The sequence below is a fragment of the Micromonospora sp. ZG13 genome (genome assembly GCF_059359355.1).
The window spans coordinates 14,019-32,402 of record NZ_JCADBQ010000003.1; the positions used below are offsets into that span (position 1 = coordinate 14,019).

The 18,384-nt window shown below is 73.0% G+C and carries 12 protein-coding genes and 2 tRNA genes; 8 read left to right on the forward strand and 6 right to left on the reverse strand.

The genetic code is table 11. The annotated features are described in order from the left end of the window. Positions 1-8 precede the first annotated feature (8 nt). Complete coding sequence (locus AC5L34_RS07610) at positions 9-593, reverse strand: TetR/AcrR family transcriptional regulator (protein WP_441178106.1); 585 nt, start codon at positions 591-593, stop codon at positions 9-11. Between the two features lie 105 nt (positions 594-698). On the opposite strand from AC5L34_RS07610, the gene AC5L34_RS07615 reads away from it, so the two are divergent. Next, positions 699-2,078 (forward strand): MFS transporter, encoded by a 1,380-nt coding sequence (locus AC5L34_RS07615; RefSeq protein ID WP_441178107.1) that lies wholly within the window; start codon positions 699-701, stop codon positions 2,076-2,078. 271 nt (positions 2,079-2,349) lie between these two features. On the opposite strand, the gene AC5L34_RS07620 is transcribed toward AC5L34_RS07615, so the two are convergent. After that, the gene (locus tag AC5L34_RS07620; protein WP_441178108.1) at positions 2,350-3,513 is read right to left on the reverse strand and encodes an MFS transporter; all 1,164 of its coding nucleotides are present in this window, start codon (positions 3,511-3,513) and stop codon (positions 2,350-2,352) included. A 227-nt stretch (positions 3,514-3,740) separates the two neighbouring features. Between AC5L34_RS07620 and AC5L34_RS07625 the strand changes: the two genes are divergently transcribed. The 4 genes from AC5L34_RS07625 to AC5L34_RS07640 all read left to right on the forward strand — a co-directional run bounded on the left by AC5L34_RS07625 (position 3,741) and on the right by AC5L34_RS07640 (position 12,110). Continuing rightward, positions 3,741-7,004, forward strand: a complete 3,264-nt coding sequence (locus AC5L34_RS07625) for an AfsR/SARP family transcriptional regulator (protein WP_494824239.1) — start codon at positions 3,741-3,743, stop codon at positions 7,002-7,004. 49 nt (positions 7,005-7,053) lie between these two features. After that, positions 7,054-7,701, forward strand: coding sequence for an NAD(P)H:quinone oxidoreductase (gene wrbA / locus AC5L34_RS07630; protein ID WP_441178110.1), 648 nt, complete (start codon positions 7,054-7,056; stop codon positions 7,699-7,701). 98 nt (positions 7,702-7,799) lie between these two features. Next, entirely contained in the window at positions 7,800-8,411 is a 612-nt protein-coding gene (locus tag AC5L34_RS07635) for a YdeI/OmpD-associated family protein (protein WP_494824240.1), read from the forward strand. Between the two features lie 114 nt (positions 8,412-8,525). Continuing rightward, a complete protein-coding gene (locus AC5L34_RS07640; protein ID WP_494824242.1) occupies positions 8,526-12,110 on the forward strand; it encodes a CHAT domain-containing protein in 3,585 nt (1,194 codons plus the stop codon). On the opposite strand, the gene AC5L34_RS07645 is transcribed toward AC5L34_RS07640, so the two are convergent. After that, a complete protein-coding gene (locus tag AC5L34_RS07645; RefSeq protein WP_494824244.1) occupies positions 12,087-12,656 on the reverse strand; it encodes a restriction endonuclease in 570 nt (189 codons plus the stop codon). The genes AC5L34_RS07640 and AC5L34_RS07645 overlap by 24 nt on opposite strands. Before the next feature lie 358 nt (positions 12,657-13,014). Beyond that, positions 13,015-13,090, reverse strand: a tRNA-Lys gene (locus AC5L34_RS07650). A 187-nt stretch (positions 13,091-13,277) separates the two neighbouring features. Between AC5L34_RS07650 and AC5L34_RS07655 the strand changes: the two genes are divergently transcribed. Continuing rightward, positions 13,278-14,552, forward strand: coding sequence for a L,D-transpeptidase (locus AC5L34_RS07655; RefSeq protein ID WP_494824246.1), 1,275 nt, complete (start codon positions 13,278-13,280; stop codon positions 14,550-14,552). 277 nt (positions 14,553-14,829) lie between these two features. After that, positions 14,830-16,125: a L,D-transpeptidase gene (locus tag AC5L34_RS07660; RefSeq protein WP_441174122.1), complete on the forward strand. Its 1,296-nt coding sequence runs from the start codon at positions 14,830-14,832 to the stop codon at positions 16,123-16,125. Between the two features lie 51 nt (positions 16,126-16,176). Here the strand turns inward: AC5L34_RS07660 and AC5L34_RS07665 are convergent. Together AC5L34_RS07665 and orn are read right to left on the reverse strand one after the other, a co-directional pair. Beyond that, positions 16,177-16,249, reverse strand: a tRNA-His gene (locus AC5L34_RS07665). A gap of 112 nt (positions 16,250-16,361) precedes the next feature. Continuing rightward, positions 16,362-16,952: an oligoribonuclease gene (gene orn / locus AC5L34_RS07670; RefSeq protein WP_441174123.1), complete on the reverse strand. Its 591-nt coding sequence runs from the start codon at positions 16,950-16,952 to the stop codon at positions 16,362-16,364. A gap of 76 nt (positions 16,953-17,028) precedes the next feature. Between orn and AC5L34_RS07675 the strand changes: the two genes are divergently transcribed. After that, on the forward strand, positions 17,029-18,297 hold the full coding sequence (locus tag AC5L34_RS07675; protein ID WP_494824248.1) for a glycosyltransferase 87 family protein: 1,269 nt from the start codon (positions 17,029-17,031) through the stop codon (positions 18,295-18,297). Positions 18,298-18,384: the final 87 nt, after the last annotated feature.

Consider the following 18,384-nt stretch of genomic DNA (forward strand, 5'->3'; position numbering starts at 1 on the left):
CGTTCGCGCTATCCGTCGACGCGGTAGGCGGCGAGGACCGTCTCGGAGATCAGGCGCGGGGCGTCCGCCCGGTCCACCTGCCCGCTGGCCACGTCGACGGCGGCGCCCTTCATGATGTGGTGCAGGACGCTGGTCAGCCAGCTGGCCGGCAGGTCGACCCGGAACACCCCCTCGTCCTGGCCCCGACGGATCAGCTGGTCGACGCGCCGCGCCGGCTCGGCGTGCAGCTCGTGCACGCGCTCGGGCGGCAGCGACGCCTGCGCCGCCTCCAGGACGGCGCTCGACTGGGCGATCAGCAGCCAGCTCGACCGGATCAGGACGCGCAGCGCGTCCCGCGGGTCGCCGGTCAGGTCGAGGCCCGCCAGGAGCTCCTCCCCCTCGGCCAGCACCCGGGTCAGCGCGGCCTCGACCAGGGCGTCCCGCGACGGGAAGTGGCCGTAGAGGGTCACCCGCCCCACCCGCGCCGCCTGCGCGATCTCGCTGACGCTGGCGTCGGGGTCACGGCTCAGGCAGCTCACCGCCGCCTCCAGGATTCTCTCGACGTTGTGCTGGGCGTCGGCCCGACGGGCCGGCTTGGCGAGTGGGCGTGTCATGGAACTTCCCCTAAGTCGAACAGGCGTGCATGAGTTAACGTGTCTCCGTAACTTGAACACTACCGTTCAACTTGGCGGAGGAGCCTGGCAGCCATGGCGGAACCTGTGACCGCAACCGAAACCACCACACCCGCGAGCCCGCACCCGCAGCGCTGGCGGATCCTGGGCCTCGTCGGCATCGCCCAGCTGATGCTGATCCTGGACGTCACCGTCGTCGCGATCGCCCTGCCGCACATGGGCGCGGACCTGGGGCTGGAGCGGGAGGCCCTCACCTGGGTCGTCAGCGGGTACACCCTCGCCTTCGGCGGCCTGCTGCTGCTCGGTGGCCGCGCCGCCGACCTGTTCGGCGCCCGACGCCTCGTCCTCGCGGGGCTCCTGCTGTTCAGCGCCGCGTCCCTGACGGCCGGGCTGGCGACGAGCGGCCCCCTGCTGTTGGGCGGTCGCGTCGGGCAGGGTGTCGCCGCGGCGATCCTCTCCCCCGCCGCCCTGTCCCTGATCGTCACGATCTTCGACGGCGACGAGCGCAACAAGGCGCTCGGCATCTGGTCGGCGCTCGGCGGCGGCGGCGCCGCCCTGGGCGTGCTCCTCGGCGGCCTGCTCACCGCCGGGCCGGGCTGGCCCTGGGTGTTCTTCATCAACGTGCCGGTCGGGATCATCCTGCTGCTGGCCCTGCGGATGCAGCTTCCGCCCCAGGCGCCCACCGGCGCGACGGCCCGACTCGACGTGCCCGGCGCGGTGCTGGTGACGGCCGCCACCGGTGCGCTGATCTACGCGCTGATCCGGGCCGGCGACGTCGGCTGGGGCAGCCCGACGATCCTGCTGCTGCTGGTCGCCGCCGTGCTCCTCTACGCCGCGTTCGTCGTCCGCCAGCGCCTCGCCGCGAGCCCGCTGATGGACCTACGGCTCCTGCTCCGCCGGCCGGTGGCGGTCGGGGCGCTGCTGATCCTCGTCGCGACCGCGTTGATGATCAGCGTCTTCTTCCTGGGCACGTTCTACCTCCAGGACCACCAGGGCTACGGCGCCCTGCGCACCGGGCTGCTCTTCCTGCCCGTGGCGATCACGACCATGTTCGGCGCGAACGCCGCCGGCCGCGCCATCGGCCGGACCGGGGCGCGCACCCTCGGCGTCCTGGGGCTGCTCGTCGCGGCGGCCGGCATGGCGGTCCCGGCCTTCGTCGACGGGACCCTGGCCCTCGTCGTCGGGGTGGCCGTCGCCGCCGCCGGCACGGGCGTCCTCTTCGTCGTGGCCTCCGCCGTCGCGCTCGGTCAGGTCGCGCCGCACGAGGCCGGTCTCGCGTCCGGCATCGTCAGCACCTTCCACGAGTTCGGCGCCTCGCTGGGTGCCGCCGTGGTGTCGAGCATGGCCGCGGCCAGCATCGCCGGCACCAGCACCGCCGGCTTCTCCCGGGGCTTCACCACCGGCGCCGTCATCGCCGTCGTCGCCGCGGTCCTGACCTTCGTCCTCACCCCGCGACCGGCCCGCTGACCCCGGACCGGTGGTCGGCGGGGGCCCGCCCGCCGACCACCGGTTCGGACACCCCGCGCCGACCGTACGCCCGGCCCGCCGTGCGCTCCGGCCCTGCCGGCGCCGAAGCAGCCCCGCGATGCCCGACAGCACGTGCCTCAACTCCCGGAAGCCCACGACCACCGACCACCCAGCGGCCGGCAGCGATCACCGGCGGACCCGGGGGGCGATCCAGGCGCCGATGCTGTCGCCGTGGCACTGGTCGAGGTTGTCTGCCGCACCGGACAGGTGGTCAGGCGGTCGGTTGCGACAGCGCCACGGCGATCGCCGGTCCGAACGCGACGCTGAGCAGGTAGGCGAGGTTGAACAGACCCAGGGCTTCGGCCCGCCGGGCGGCGGGCACGACGCCGGTCGCGTGCAGGGCGAGTACGCCCTGGCCGGTCGCGGCGGCCAGGGAGGCGAGCGTCATCGCCACCAGCAGCAGCGGTACGGCGGTGGTCACCGCCGCCAGCAGCGGCGCGGCGGCGCCGGTGGCGAGCAGCGCGGCGGCCGCGACGCGGCGTGGCACCCGCGCGGACGCCGCGACCAGGAACCCGGAGCAGAAGCCGCCGATCAGGTACGGCGCCAGCAGCACCACCCCGCTCCGGGCGCCTGCCCAGCCCGCGTGCTGCCGCAGCAGGTCCGGCGCGGCGTAGAGCAGGGCGAAGTTCACCACTCCCAGCGCGAAGGCCAGCGCGCACGCCGCGAGGAACCGGCCGTCGCGCGCCACCGCGGCAGGCAGGAAACCGTCCGGACGGACCCTGATCCAGGCCACCAGCAGGAGCAGCAGCGCGACGGTGGCCGGGCCGGTCACCAGCGGCCGGTGCGGGACGAGGACGGCTGCGGTGACCAGCAGCGCCAGGAGAGCCATGCCGAGGGGATCGAACGGCGTCGGCGCCGCGTCCGGCGGGGCGCTGCCGCGGCGGGCCGCGGGCACGGCGAGCACCGCCAGCAGCGGCAGCGCCAGCGCCGCCTGCCACGAGGAGATGTCGGCAACCAGCGCGCCGGTCAGCGGACCGGTGGCCCCCACGACCGCCAGCGACGCGGCGACCACCCCCATCTGCCGGGCGGAGTCGGCCAGCTTCATCGCGGTCACGGTGAGGCCGGCGGAGCCCAGTGCCTGCACCGCCGCCCCGATGACCAGCGCGGGCACGGTCGGCACCAGCACGAGGACGAGCGTTCCCGCGGCCACCAGCGCGGCCGCGGCGGTCAGGGCCGCCCGTACGCCGCGACGGGCCAGCAGCGCCGCCAGCAGCGGCGTACCCAACGCGATCCCCCAGCCGAAGGCCGTCACGCCGGCCGCGGCGGCCCGTTCCCCGGTCCCGGTCGCGCGCGCCAGGTCGTCGAGGAGCAGGGCCGGTGCGGCGATCCCGTACGACAGCGGACCGGCCAGCAGGGCGAGCCAGGGTGTGGTCACCCGCCCCGGTGCGGGCTGCCCGTGGCCGTGAGCGGCTCCGCGCCGCTGAAGACGATCCATCTCATTCCTCCGGTGTCGGGTCGGTCGAGCCTGTCCGGCACCCCTTACCGCCGACTGATCGTCGGCTGACGGACGCGTCGGTGACGCCGGCACCGAGCCCCGGTGGGCGGCCCGGCGGCCGACGGACGTTCGCGGAGCTGGGAGAGCTGGCTGGCTAATGTGAGGCCGTGAGGTTCGGAGTGCTGGGCGAGATCGCGGTGTGGACGTCGGACGGCACACCCGTCCCCGTGCCCGGCCTGAAGGTCCGTGCCCTCCTGGCCGACCTGCTGGTCCATGAGGGACGGCCGGTGAGCGCCGACCGGCTGATCGAGGACCTCTGGGGTGACGCGGCGCCGGGCAACGCGCTCGGGGCGCTCCAGACCAAGGTGTCGCAGTTGCGTCGGGCGCTGGAGGCGGGTGAGGCGGGTGGCCGTGCGCTGGTCGAGTCCGGCGACGCCGGCTACCGGCTGCGGACGTCGTCGGAATCGGTCGACGCCGGCCGCTTCGCCGCTCTGTTGGCACGTTCGGGCGCGCAGCGGGAACCGGTCGAACGGGCGGCGGCGCTGACGGAGGCCCTGTCGCTGTGGCGCGGTTCCCCGTACGCCGACTTCCGTGACGAGCGGTTCGTGCGCCAGGCGGCCGAGCGGCTCGACGACCAGCGCCTGGCCGCGCTGGAGGAGCTGGCCGAGGCTCGGCTCGATCTCGGTGAGCACCACCTGCTCGCCGGGGAGCTGGCCGACCTGGTCGAGCGCCACCCGTGGCGGGAGCGGCTACGGGCCGCCCACCTGCGCGCCCTGTACGGCTCGGGACGCCAGCGGGAAGCCCTGTCCGCCTACGAGCGGTTCCGTCGGCAGCTGCGCGACGAGCTCGGCATCGATCCCGGGCAGGAGTTGGCCGAGCTGCATCGGGCGATCCTGCGCCAGGATCCCGCCCTGCACCCCTCGGCGCCGCCGACGGCTCCGGCCCGGACCAACCTGCCGGCACCGCTGTCCCCTGGCCCGTACGGCGGACTGATCGGGCGCGAGACGGCCGTCGAGGCGGTACGGGAGCGGCTGACGAGCGGGCGGCTGGTGACGCTGACCGGCTTGGGCGGGGTGGGAAAGAGCAGGCTGGCGCTCGAGGTCGCCCGCGTGCTCGCCGGCACCTTCCCCGCCGGAGTCTGGCTCGTCGAGCTGGCCGGCCAGCCGCGCTGCGGCGATGAGACGACCTGCACCGACATCGTCGACACGGTGGCGGCGACCCTCGAGATCCGCGACGACGGCCTGGCCGGTGACCGACCGCGTGAGCCGATGGACCGCCTTCTCGCCGCGCTGCGGGACCGGCGGATGCTGTTGCTGCTCGACAACTGCGAACACGTGGTGGCGCCGGTCGCCCGGCTGGCCGAGAGACTTCTCGGTGCCGCGGCCGGCCTGCGCATCCTGGCGACGAGTCGCGAACCGCTCGGGATCCCCGGCGAGGTCGTCCTACCGGTGCCGCCGCTGGCCCTGCCGAAGCCCGGAGCTGACGCGGAACAGATCGCCGTGGCCCCGGCGGTCCGGCTCTTCGTGGCCCGCGCCCGCGCCGCCGAGCCAGGGTTCACCGTCGACCAGCGGAACACCGACACGATCGCCACCATCTGCCGGCGCCTCGACGGCGTACCGCTGGCGCTGGAACTGGCCGCGTCCCGGCTGCCCGTGCTCGACCCCGGCGAGCTCGCGGCGCGGCTCGACGACCGTTTCCGGCTGCTTTCCTCCGGCCGGCGTACCGCGCCCGCCCGCCAGCAGGGCCTCCGCGCCGTGCTCGACTGGAGCTGGGAGCTGCTGTCGCCTCCCGAACGCGCGGTGCTGCGCCGGCTGGCGGTCTTCGCCGACGGCGCCACGCTGGCAGCCGCCGAGCAGGTGTGCGCGGGCGGGCAGGTGGCCTCGGACGAGGTCCTCGACGTGCTGGCGCGGCTGATCGACCGGTCGCTGGTCATGGTGCGCCACGGCGAGAGTCCGCGACGCTACCGGCTGGCGGAGACGGTGACCGCCTACGGCCTCGATCAGCTCGACAGCGCCGGCGAACTGCCCGCGACCCGTCGCCGGCACGCCACGTGTTTCGCGCGCCTCGCCGAGCGGGCCGCCGGGCGGCTCCGTGGTCACAACCAGAGTCTTGCGCTACGCGAACTCGACGCCGAGAACGCGAACCTGCGGGCGGCCCTCGACGTCGCCGCCGCCGAGGGCCAGGCCGGCGTGGGCCTGACGCTCGCCACCTCGTTGGCCTGGTACCGGCTGCTGCGGGGCCGGTACGGGGAGATGAGCAGGTCGCTGCGTGCGGCGTTGGACATCGTCGCCAGGAGCGAGGACGACCTCGCACCGGACGCGCTGCGGCGGCGTGCCGACATGTGGCTGGCCGCTCTCGCCACCCGTGACGGGGACCCGACCGCCCCCCGGCAACGGATCCTGAAGTCCTACCAGGACGCCGACGGAGCAGAGAGGGCGTTCGCGCAGTGGTTGTTCGCGTCCATGATGCTCGGTTCCGGAGATCCGGACGAGGCCGGCGTCCTGGTCGACGCGGCGCTGGCCGCGTTCCGCGCCGACGGGGACCGGTGGGGCATCGCAGCCGCCTGCGCCACCCGGGCGGACCTCGCAGTCGTACTCCGCAGCGACCTGGCCGCCGCGCAGCGCGACTGCGAGACCAGCCGGTCGTTGTTCGGGCAGCTGGGCGACCGTTGGGGACAGGTGCATCCGACGAGCCTGTTGGGCACCCTGGCCGAGATCCACGGCGACTACGACCGCGCCGCCGCGCACTACCGCGAGGCGCTACGCATCGCCGAACACCTGCGGCTGTGGACGTCGGTGTCCCGGCAGCTGGCGTGCATCGGCCGGCTCGCCCTGTTGCGCGGCGACCTCGACGAGGCCGCCGCCAGTCACGACCGCGCGCTACAGGTCGCGCGGGAACAGTCGAGCCGCTCCGCCGCCGCCTTCGCCGGCACGGGCCTGGCAATGATCGCGCGACGGCGGGGCGACCTCGACGCCGCCGAGACCCGGCAGCGGGACCTGCTCGACTGGAACCGCAGCGCCGGCTACCTGCCGGGCTGCGCGCTCGCGCTGGCCGAGTTGGGGTTCATCGCGGAGCATCGCGGTGATGCCGTCCTGGCCGAGCGCCGCCACCGGGAGTCGCTCGACGCGGCGCGCGCCACCGGGGACCACCGGGCGGTCGCCCTGGCCTTCGAGGGCCTGGCCGGGGCCACCAGCCTCGGCGGTGACCATCGCGCCGCCGCGCGGCTGCTCGGTGCGGCCCGGGCGCTGCGCGAGGCCGTCGGAGCGCCGCTGCCCCCCGGCGAGCAGCATGACGTCCAGCGCATCACCCGCCGCCTCCGGGAGGCGCTCGGCGGCGAGGACCTCGCCGCCGAGACGAGTCGCGGCGCACAGCTCGAACTCGACGAACAGGCGCTCGGCGGCGGCGGTGAGGGGATGGTCAGCGAACGGTAAGCCTGCTCGGCACGGTTGACCGGGAACCGAGCCGACCCCGGAGGAAACCATGCAGACCCGCGCCAGGATCGCCGTCATCTACTACTCCGCCACCGGCACCGTGCACCGCCTCGCACAGGCATTCGTCGACGGAGCCGCCGACGCCGGCGCGGAGGTCCGCCTGCGCCGGGTGGCGGAGCTGGCACCGGAGCACGTCGTCGAAGCCAAACCGCAGTGGCGGGCCCACCTCGACGCCACCGCCGACATCCCGCTCGCCACCCTGGACGACCTGCGGTGGGCCAACGGGTACGCCTTCGGCACGCCGACCCGTTTCGGCAACGTCTCCTCCCAACTGCGCCAGTTCCTCGACACCACGACCGCCCCGTGGCAGGCGGAGGAGCTGGCCGACAAGCCGGCGACCGGCTTCACCGCCACCTACGAGGAACACGGCGGCCAGGAGGCGACCCTGCTCAGCCTCTACCAGACCTTCCACCACTGGGGAGCGATCGTCCTGCCCACGGGCTACCTCAACTACGACACGGCGCACGCCGCTGGCGGAAACCCGTACGGCGTCAGCCTTGTGGAGAGCCGCGCCGGCCGGGATCCCGAGTACGCCAAGGCTGTCCTCGAGACGGCCCGCTTCCAGGGCGCGCGCCTCACCCGCCTGGCAGCCGCCGTCGCCGCCGCACGAGCGGACGGCCAGCCCGGTGCTACCTGATGGACCGCCGGACCGCTGGGATGGGTCGGGTGGACCCCGGTGAGTCGGGCGGGCCGACGGCAGGGCTGCCGCACCGGCACGACGGTTAGTCTGCCGTCATGGCGAGCGGGGAACTGGATGAGTTGATCGTCGCGGACGCCGAGGCGCTGCGCGCGTGGTTGTCGGCCAACCACGCCACGTCGCCCGGCGTCTGGCTCGCCCTGACCAGGAAGGGCGGCACCGTCACGAGCCTGACCTGGCAGCAGGCGGTCGACGAGGCCCTGTGCTTCGGCTGGATCGACGGGCAGGCCCGCAAACGGGACCAGGAGACCTCCTGGATCCGGTTCACCCCTCGCCGGCCCCGCAGTTCCTGGTCACAACGCAACGTCGCCCACGTGGCCCGGCTGGAAGCCCAGGGGCGGATGCTGCCCCCGGGCCGGGCCGCGGTGGAGGCCGCGAAGGCGGACGGGCGGTGGGCGGCCGCCTACGCCCCGCCATCGGAGGCCGAGGTGCCGGCCGACCTCCTCGCCGCCATCGCCGCCGAGCCCGCCGCCCAGGCCATGTTCGACGTCCTCACCAAGACCAACCGGTTCGCTCTCATCCACCGCCTCAACGCCGTCAAGCGGGCACAGACCCGCGAGCGGAAGATCGCCGAGTTCGTCGCCATGCTCGCCCGCCACGAGACGATCTATCCGCAGAAGGCCATGCCTCCGCGCTCGCCGTCATCGTGATCAGACCCGCTCGTTCGAGGCCTCACGCACGGGCAGGGCACTCTGCGTGGATACCAGGGCAACGGTAAGGTACCGCGGTCAATGTGGAGCGGGCACTGGGACGGGGTATCACCGTTGAGAGAACAACGGCTTGCGCAGCTGCGGGACCGCGTGCAGCGGCACCTCACCACCCGCGCCCCGGAGCCGGTACTCGCGCCGGAGGCGATCGGCGAGTTGGTCGACCTACTCTGCTCGGTGCCGGACCCTCTCGACGACCTCCCGGTCACCCAGGCCGCAGGGCTGTTGCTGCTGACCCAGGTCTCCGCCGCTGCCAACGCCGATGCGGTGCCAAAGGCGATGGTGGCGCTGGAGCTGCTCGCCCCTGTGTACCTGTGCGGGCATGAGGTGCCGGACGTGGTCCGCGAGCAGTTCGAGCGCCATCCGCCGGCAGAGCCGGACACGGCCTCGACGCTGGCGTCGCTCGGCCGACTGCTGTACGGGCGGACGCTGTCCAGTCCTGACGAGAGAACCCTGGACCAGGCCGTCGCCCTGCTGACCCGCGCCGTCGCGCTGGCCGAGCCCGACCACCCCGAGTATGCGCGCAGCCTGACCAACCTGGGCAGCATGCTGCTGACCCGATTCGAACGCGCAGGCGACCTGGACGACCTGGAGTTCGCGATCAACCTCACCGGGGCGGCCGTCGACGCCACCGCACCCGACGACGCCGAGCGCGGAACCTATCTGAGCAACCTGGGCAACGCCCTGCTGACCCGGTTCGAGCAGCTGGCGAGCGAGGCCGACCTGGACGCCGCGATCGAGGCGCATCAGGCGGCAGTGACCGGCTGGCCCGACGATCCGGAGCACGCCGGAATGCGGGCCAACCTCGACCTCGCTCTGCGGGCCCGGGCCCGGTTCCGCGACCAGGTCAGCGAGCTGGACCGGATGATCGAACGAGCGCGGACCGGGTCGGCGGAGCAGTTGAGCGATCTGCTGCAGACCCGGTTCGACCACGCCGGCGATCGAGCGGATCTGGAGGAGGCGATCCAGGTGCGTCGGGCCGCCCTCGCCGCAGCGGTCAACGACGCCGAGCGGGCCGAACACCGGTCCCGGCTCGCCGATCTCCTCCTGAGCAGGTTCGTTCACCTCGGACACAGCGAGGACATCGAGGACGCGGTCGCCCACGGCCGCGCGGCGGTGGCGGCGACCCCGGCCGGGGATCCGGAGCTTGCCGGGCACCAGTCGCGTCTCGCCAACGCACTCAATCGCCGGTATCGGGTGACCGGTGGGCTGGATGACATCGAGGAGGCCGCCGTGCTCGGCCGCAGGGCCGTGGACGGCACGCCCGCCGCCGACCCCAGCCGCGCCGCGCGCCTCTCGTCGCTTTGCGTAACCCTGTGCTCGTTGGCCGAGCGCACCGGCCGAACCGCCGACCTCGACGAGGCGATCGCGGCGGGGCGGACTGCCGTCGACATCGCGCCGCCGCACACCCCGCACCGGTCGGCGTTCCTGGGCAACCTCGGCGCCGCCCTGCTGGCCCGGTTCCGGCAGACGGGCGGTCAGGCCGACCTGGCCGCATCGCTGGACGCGCTGCGCCTTGCCGCGCTCGCCGCGCCTGCGGCCAGTCCCGAGCGGGCGACCGTGCTGGCCAACCTCTGCGGCGCCCTGCAGATCAGCTACGAGTCGCTGCGCCGACGCGAGGATCTCGACGAGGCGATCGACGCGGGCCGCTCGGCCGTCCAGCTGACGCCGGCCGGTCACACGGCCCTCGGAACGCGGCTGTCGAATCTCGCCGTCGCGTTGCGGGCACGGTTCGAGGTGGGCGCGGACGTCGCCGACCTGGACGAGGCGGTCGACGCGAGCCGGTCGGCGGTGCGGGCGCTGCCGCCGGGCCATTCGGGCCGGCCCGCCGCACTGTCGAACGAGTCACTCGCCCTGCGCAGCCGATACGAGCACCTGCACCGGCCGGACGACCTCGACGAGGCGGTGCGGGCGGTGCGGGCCGCGATCGGCGAGACGCCGGCCGATCACCCGTACCACACCGCGTATCTGCTCAACCTGGGCCAGACGCTGCGCCAGCGCTGGACCCGGACCGGCGACCCCGCCGATTTCGACCAGGCCATCGCCGTGTCCCGGGAAGCGGCGTCCGCGGAGGTGGGACCGACCCGGTTCCGGGCGGCGGCAGCGGCGCTCCAGGCGAGCCTCGCCGCCGCCGCGGGCCGCTGGGCCGACGCGATGACGGGGTACGCGGCCGCCGCCGACCTCACGGCCCGGACCGTTGCCCGGCACATCACCCGCAGCGACCGGGAACACCTGCTCGACGGCATGGGCGGCACGGCGGCCGACGCCGTCGCGTCGTGCGTGCGGGCCGGTGCGATCGGCCGCGGCGTCGAGCTGTTCGAGCAGGGACGCGGCATACTGCTGAGTCAGGCGCTCGACAGCCGCACCGACCTCACCGCGCTCGCCGAACGCCACCCCGAGGCGGCCGAGCGGTTCACGGCGCTGAGCCAGGAGCTCGACTCACCCGGCCCGGCGGGCGACGCCGTGGCGCTGCGCACGGCGGCCGCGGCATTCGACCGGCTCGTCGCGGACATCCGGGACCTGCCGGAGTTCGGCGACTTCCTGCGTCCGCCAACGGTCGAGCAGCTCCGGCCGGACGAGGGCCACGCGGTGATCGTGACCGTGTCGGCGTTCGGCTCCTACGCGGTCGTCCTGCCGGCCGCCGGCAACCTCACCGCCGTCGCGCTGCCCGAACTCACGCCGGACGGCCTGCTGACGGAGGTCCTCGCGTACCTGGACGCGTTGGACGACATCGACGCGAACGCGGCACGGCAGCGGGCGCGCGGCCAGGCGCAACTGGGCCGGACGCTGGGCTGGCTGTGGGACACCATCGCGGGCCCCGTACTCGACCACCTGGGCATCACCGGGGCGCCGGTCGCCGGGCAACGCCCGCCGCGGCTGTGGTGGTGCCCGGCGGGCCTGCTGACGCTGCTGCCCCTGCACGCCGCGGGCCACCACGACACGGCCTCGGGCGCGGCGCCGCGGACGGTGCATGACCGGGTGATCGCGTCCACCACGCCGACGCTGCGAGCCCTCGCTCACGCCCGCCGCACCGGCGCGGATCGGACCCGGAACCTCCGGGGACTCGTGGTGGCGATGCCATACACCCCCGGCGGCACCGCCGACCTGTTCGGCGCGGAGACGGAGGCGGAGATCGTCGAGGAGTACTGCCCCGGCAGCGTCGATGTCCTCAGCGGTACGGCGGCGACGCGCGACGTCGTGCTCGCCGCCCTGACCGAGGCGCGGTGGGCGCACTTCGCCTGCCACGGCTACACCGACCTGTACGACCCGTCGAGCAGCCGGCTCCTCCTCGCCGACCACCACGACCGGCCGCTCACCGTGGTGGACGTGGCCGGGCTGCGGCTCGGCGGCGGCGAACTGGCATACCTGTCCGCGTGCTCCACCGCGCAGCCCGGCGCCCGACTGAACGACGAGGTGATCCACCTGGCGTCAGCGTTCCAGCTGGCCGGCTTCCGGCACGTCGTCGGCACGCTCTGGCCGGTCGGCGACCGGCACGCAGTGGACGTCGCCGAACTCGTCTACGCGGCACTCGCCGACGGCGCAGACATCGCCACCGCCGTGCACGGCGCCACCCGGCGCATGCGCGACCGCTGGCCCGACAACCCATCGGTCTGGGCGTCACACATCCACATCGGCCCCTGACCTACGGCCCAGCACCAGCGTCGCCACGCACTCCGCATGGTCCTCGTCCGCGGCCGACAGCACCATCCCCCCGGTAGTGCCACCCTCGACATAGGCCACGAGGGCCGGGTGCGCACCAGTCCCCGACGTGCGGTGTACGAACACGAACCGGCCCTCCACGACCGTCACCAGGGCGATCCCATGGGCCCGCGCGAACGCGACCGCCCCGGACTGGTACGGCGCGGTCGCCACCATGACGCCCTTGTGCGCGCCGACGCTCTGCACCTTCTGGTAGAGCACCTGGACGAGCTCGCGCTTGATCGGATTGCGGTGCAGCTTCGCCTCGACGATCACCAGGAACGCCAGGCCCGCGAACCGGTACCGGACGGTCCCATCCAGCTCGTAGCCGCCGTCCAGACCGGTGACCTTGTCGTGCAGCGTGACCACGAGGTCGTCCACCTCCGGCCCGGCGGATCGCAGCAGCTCCTCGGCGACGAAGGCCTCGAACCGCGCCGGGGTGATCTCGGCCGGCGGAAATCGCACCACGGCGTAGTCATCCTCGATCACACGCGAACGCTACCCGTTTCGCCGCACCGCAGTCAGGACAGGACGATCCCGGCGCGACCGCCCGGTCAGCCGGACACATGGCATCGACATCGACACCTGCCCTGTCGGCAGCAGTCCGCCACGGATCCGAGACCGAAGCCGGTCCTGGCACGACCAGCGACACTCCGCCTGAGGCCCGGTGCGGGCTGGCCACCTCAGAAATGACGATGAGCGCGGGCTTGCACGGAACAACGACGTGCCCCGGCAGCGCCAGCCCGGCCCAACGACTCCCGAGCACCCACCGAGCGACCACCCACCGCCCACGTACGCGAAAAAGGCTCCGGCCGGGTGGAAACCACCAGGCCAGAGCCTTTATTGCTGGTGCGCCGCCAGGGACTCGAACCCCGAACCCGCGGATTAAGAGTCCGCTGCTCTGCCAGTTGAGCTAGCGGCGCTCGTTGGCAACGGGGAGAAGATTAGCACGCCTCCCGAGCGGGGTTCCAATCCGATCCCCGGGTCCCCCCTTCGGCCGAGCTTAACGGGCATCCACGGACAAAACCTCCCGCCGGACGATGACAGGGGGCGGACAAGGGGCGAGCATGCGGCACGATGTGCGCCAGGTACGCGAGAACAGAGGTGGGGATGGGCATGTTCGCGCGGGCCGGGGCGATGGTGGGCGCCCTCGGCCTGGTGGCGTCGCTGGCTCTGACGGGCTGCGGCACGGAGCAGAAGAAGAACGCGCAGTTCGTCGGCGGCACGCCGGCCACGTCCGCTGCGCCGGATGCGTCGGGCACGCCGGCGGAGCCGGGCACCCCGGCCGCGCCGAGCGGGCCGCCGCTGACGGTGAGCCCGGCCGACGGGGGGAAGAACAGGCCGGTCAGTTCCGAGATCAGCGCCGAGGTGCCCGGCGGCGGCAAGGTGTCCAGCGTCACGCTGACCGCCGCCAACGGCAGCCGGGTGGAGGGGCGCCTGCGCGCCGACGGCTCCTCCTGGGTGCCGTCGAAGCCGCTGAAGTTCGGCACCCGTTACACGGCCACGGTCACCGCGACCGGCTCCGACGGGGTGACCAGCCAGGGCACGAGCACCTTCACGACGATGGCGAAGCCCAGGTCGGTGATCAGCTCCGGTCTCTACCTCTTCGACGACAAGACCTACGGCGTGGCGATGCCGGTGGTCACCGAGTTCCACCCGGGGATCCCCAAGAAGGACCGGGCGGCGGTGCAGAGGCGCATGTTCGTGCAGACCGACCCGCCGCAGCCGGGCGCCTGGCACTGGGTGGAGAACGGCACCCAGGCCTACTACCGCGCCCCGGAGTACTGGAAGCCCGGGACCACGCTCACCGTCCGGATCGCGCTGGCCGGCATCCCGCTCAGCAACGGCCGCTACGGCAACGTCGACCGTACGGCGACCGCCAAGATCGGCCAGGCCTTCGAGATGAAGGTGGACAACGCCACCAAGAAGATGACCGTCTACGAGAACGGCCAGGTGGTGCGCACCCTGCCGGTGAGCCTGGGCAAGAAGAAGACCCCCTCCTCCAGCGGCACGATGGTCGTGATGGAGAAGAAGGAGTCCACGGTCTTCGACACCCGCGACGATCCGGACCCGGCGAACCGCTACGTCACCGAGATCGACTTCGCCCAGCGACTGACCTGGGGCGGCGAGTACATCCACGCCGCGCCCTGGTCGGAGCACGTGCAGGGCCGGCAGAACGTCTCGCACGGCTGCGTCAACGTCTCCACGGCGAACGCCCGCTGGCTGTTCGGCAAGACCAAGGTGGGCGACCCGATCACCATCAAGGGCACCGAGCGCACGCTGGCGCCGGGCAACGGCTGGACGGCGTGGAGCCTGACCTGGTCCGAGTTCGTCAAGGGCAGCGCCGTGCCGGTACCCGAGGCCGGCGAGGGGTCGCCCTTCTGAGGCACGCCCCAACGGCGATCCGGCGACCGGCCCGCGCCAGCGGGCCGGTCGCCGTCTTCGTGGGCCCGCTCCGGGTCGGCGGCGCCGCGCGAGCCGCGCGCGGGCCGGCCGCGGTGGGCGTACGCCGGAAACGAGATCCTCTCGGGAAATCCCCGGATCTTATCAACATCCGGACATCTCGTACGGCGTGTTTCGGTTCACCTTGCGGAACGGGTACCTGTCCCCGTGCGTCAGTGAGGGACGATGGGCAACCGGGGACCACAACTGTGAGGGAATCATGCGAGCTGTCCACAACCAGCTGATCCGGCGCGGCGACGACCGGCGGGACGGCCGACGTCGCGGGTTCGCGGCGGCGGTGCTCGCCGTGACGCTCGCGCTGGCCTCGGGCTGCACCGACGGTGGCGGGGGCAAGCCCGCAGGCTGGCAGAACGGCGCCGACCAGCCCGCCGCGCCGAAGGCGGCCGCCGCCATCGTCGAGCCCAGGGCCGACGCGAAGGACGTGCCCGCGTCGACCGGCATCACCTTCACCGCCACCGAGGCCGAGGAGACCAGCGTCGAGCTGAAGGACTCCGCCGGCGCGGCCGTCGAGGGCGAGCTGGCGGCCGACGGGAAGAGCTGGCTGCCCGCCGGCGCGCTGAAGTACGGCGAGACGTACACCGCGACGGTGACCGCGACCGGCGACGACGGCAAGCCGGCCACGGCGACCAGCACCTTCACCACCATGGCGAAGCCCGGCAAGCAGGTGCGGATCAGCAGCTTCCTCGGCGACGACCAGGTCGTCGGCATCGGCATGCCGCTGATCGTCAAGTTCAGCCGGGCCATCCCGGAGGACTACCGCGACGACGTGCAGAGCCGGATGACGGTCACCTCCTCGCCGGCGCAGGAGGGCATCTGGCACTGGGTCAGCCCGACCGAGATCCGCTACCGCCCGAAGGAGTTCTGGCGGGCCGACAGCGAGGTCACCTACCGGGTCCAGGCCGGCGGCCTGCCGCTGGGCGACGGCTGGTACGGCCGGGCGGACCTCAGCGTCGGCATCAAGATCGGCCCGGCGGTGGTCATGACAGTGGACAACAAGACCAAGCGGATGACGGTCACGAAGAACGGCTCTGTGATCAAGACCATCCCGGTCAGCCTCGGCAAGAAGAGCACCCCCTCCTCCAGCGGCACGATGGTGGTCATCGAGAAGCTGCGCAAGACGGTCTTCGACACCTTCGAGGAGCTGGGCCCCGAGGAGGGCTACCGCACCAAGATCGACTATGCCCAGCGACTGACCTGGGGCGGCGAGTTCATCCACGCCGCGCCGTGGTCCGAGGGGCAGCAGGGCCGGGTCAACGTCTCGCACGGCTGCGTCAACGTCTCGATGGCCAACGGCGCCTGGCTGTTCGCCAACACCCGCGTCGGCGACCCCATCACCGTCAAGGGCACCGAGCGCAGGCTCCAGAACGGCAACGGCTGGACCGACTGGAACATGAGCTGGGAGCAGTACGTCAAGGGCAGCGCCCTGCCGTACGAGCCGCAGAGCGACGTCGCCCCGGGGGAGAGCGGCGAGCCCACGGTCACCCCGACCAGCTGAGCCCGGAACGCCGAAGGCCCCCTCCGCGAGGAGGGGGCCTTCGATTCACCGGGTGACTGATGGGAATTGAACCCACGACAACCGGGACCACAACCCGGTGCTCTGCCAACTGAGCTACAGCCACCATGCCGTTCACACCCGATGGAACCGCGCCCGGTCGATCGCCCCGGGCGGGGTGCGGACCAATAATAGCCCCACCCCCGCCCGCCGCGTCCAGCGGGTTCCGCCGGGCCGGTTCAGAGCTCGGCGGCGATCGCCTTGGCGGTCTCCACGTCCGGCCCGGGCAGCGGCACGAAGACGGTCCGCCGGTAGTACTCGAGCTCCCGGATGCTCTCCCGGATGTCGGCCAGGGCCCGGTGCGCGAGCCCCTTCTGCGGCTGGCCGAAGTACACCCGGGGGTACCAGCGGCGGCACAGCTCCTTGATCGACGAGACGTCGATCATCCGGTAGTGCAGGTGCGCGTCGAGGCGCGGCATGTCCCGGGTGATGAAGCCCCGGTCGGTGGCGATCGAGTTGCCGCACAGCGGGGCGGTACGCGGGTCCTTCACATGGCTGGCGACGTAGTCCAGGACCATGTCCTCAGCCTCGGCGAGGCTCACCGTCGAACGCCGGACCTCCTCGGTCAGCCCCGACTTGGCGTGCATCGTCGCCACGATCTCCGGCATCGCCTCCAGCGCCGCCTCGTCGGCGTGGATCACCACGTCGACGCCGTCCCCGAGCACGTTGAGGTCGGGATCGGTGACGAGCGCGGCGACCTCGATCAGTTTGTCCCTGCCGAGGTCCAACCCGGTCATCTCACAGTCGATCCAGACGAGAAGATCAGCCACCGGGACAGCCTACGCGCAGCCCACCCGGCCGCGCGCCCGCGCACCGGGGCGCGAGGTGACCGCTAGGGTTTCCCCCGTGCCAGCCGAACCCGCCGCACCGCCCGCCGTCACCGACGACGATCCCGGTGGCCGTACGGTCCGTCGGCTCGTCGCCGTCCTGGCGCTGGTCGCCGTGCTGCCGGCGCTCTACCTGCCCGGCCTGGTGCACGACTTCTTCGACCTGAAGATCTACATGCGGGCGATGGACTGGTGGTCGGCCGGGAACCCGCTCTACGACTACGCGCAGCCCGACCGGGTCCAGGGCGAGCTCTACTTCACCTATCCGCCGTTCAGCGCGCTGCTGCTACGCCCGTTCGCGCTGCTGCCGCTGGGCGCCACCGTGGCGATCTTCACGGTCCTCACCGGGTTGGCGGTGGTGGTCACCACCCGGTGGCTGCTCGCGCCGGTGATCGCCCGACACGGCCTGCCCCGTGTGTTCAGCCTCACCGTGGCGGTCCTGCTCGTGCTGGCCGTCGAGAGCACCCGCGAGACGATCACGTTCGGTCAGATCAACATGCTGCTGGTCGTGCTGATCCTGGCGGACCTGCTCTTCGCCGTACCCCGGGCGAGCCGGTGGGCCGGCGTGGGCGTCGGCCTCGCGACGGCGCTCAAGCTCTTCCCGGGCATCTTCATCGTCTACCTGCTGGTCACCCGCCGGTGGCGGGCGGCGCTGGTGGCGAGCGTGACGGCCGCCACGGCGACCCTGCTCGCCGCGGCGGTCGCGCCGCGCGACTCCTGGCGGTTCTGGACGCACGAGCTGTGGGCGACCGACCGGGTCGGCCGCACGGACTACACCGGCAACCAGTCGCTGTTCGGCCTGCTCAGCCGCATCACCGCGCCCGAGAAGCCCAACCAGCTCATCTGGCTGCTGCTGGTCGCGGTCGTCGCCGCGTACGGGCTGTGGCGCGCCGCGCGGGCCGCCCGCGCGGGGGACGCGCTCACCGGCCTCGCCCTCACCGGGCTGGTCGGCGCGCTGGTCAGCCCCATCACCTGGACCCACCACATCTACTGGTTCATCCCGGCCGTCGTGGTGCTGGTGGACGCGGCGCTGGGCGCCGAACCCGCGACCGGCGAGGGCATCCGCCGGCGGCGTGGGCTGGCCGCGCTCGCCGTCGGCACCTCCGCCCTCATCGTGTACGGGGTGGTGACCTTCCACGACTGGGGAGTCGCCCCGGTGCGCACGGACTCGCCGGGCGAGTTCCTGGTGCGCAACACGTACGTGCTGCTGAGCCTGCTGCTGCTGGTGGCCCTGCCGGTGCGACGCGAGTGCGGGAAGTCACCTCATTTGGACAGTCTTCCCAAATAGCGTCCTTCATCGCTAATCTGGTCGCAACTACCTCAGGCGTCTCTCGGGTAGCACCGATCCCCCGGTGAGGACGGCCCTCCGCGTCGG

Coding starts and splice junctions, on each gene's coding strand:
- AC5L34_RS07655 (WP_494824246.1), top strand. CDS start 13,278: ATGGGCATGTTCGCGCGGGCCGGGGCGATGGTGGGCGCCCTCGGCCTG.
- AC5L34_RS07635 (WP_494824240.1), top strand. CDS start 7,800: ATGGCGAGCGGGGAACTGGATGAGTTGATCGTCGCGGACGCCGAGGCG.
- AC5L34_RS07610 (WP_441178106.1), bottom strand. CDS start 593: ATGACACGCCCACTCGCCAAGCCGGCCCGTCGGGCCGACGCCCAGCAC.
- AC5L34_RS07660 (WP_441174122.1), top strand. CDS start 14,830: ATGCGAGCTGTCCACAACCAGCTGATCCGGCGCGGCGACGACCGGCGG.
- wrbA (WP_441178110.1), top strand. CDS start 7,054: ATGCAGACCCGCGCCAGGATCGCCGTCATCTACTACTCCGCCACCGGC.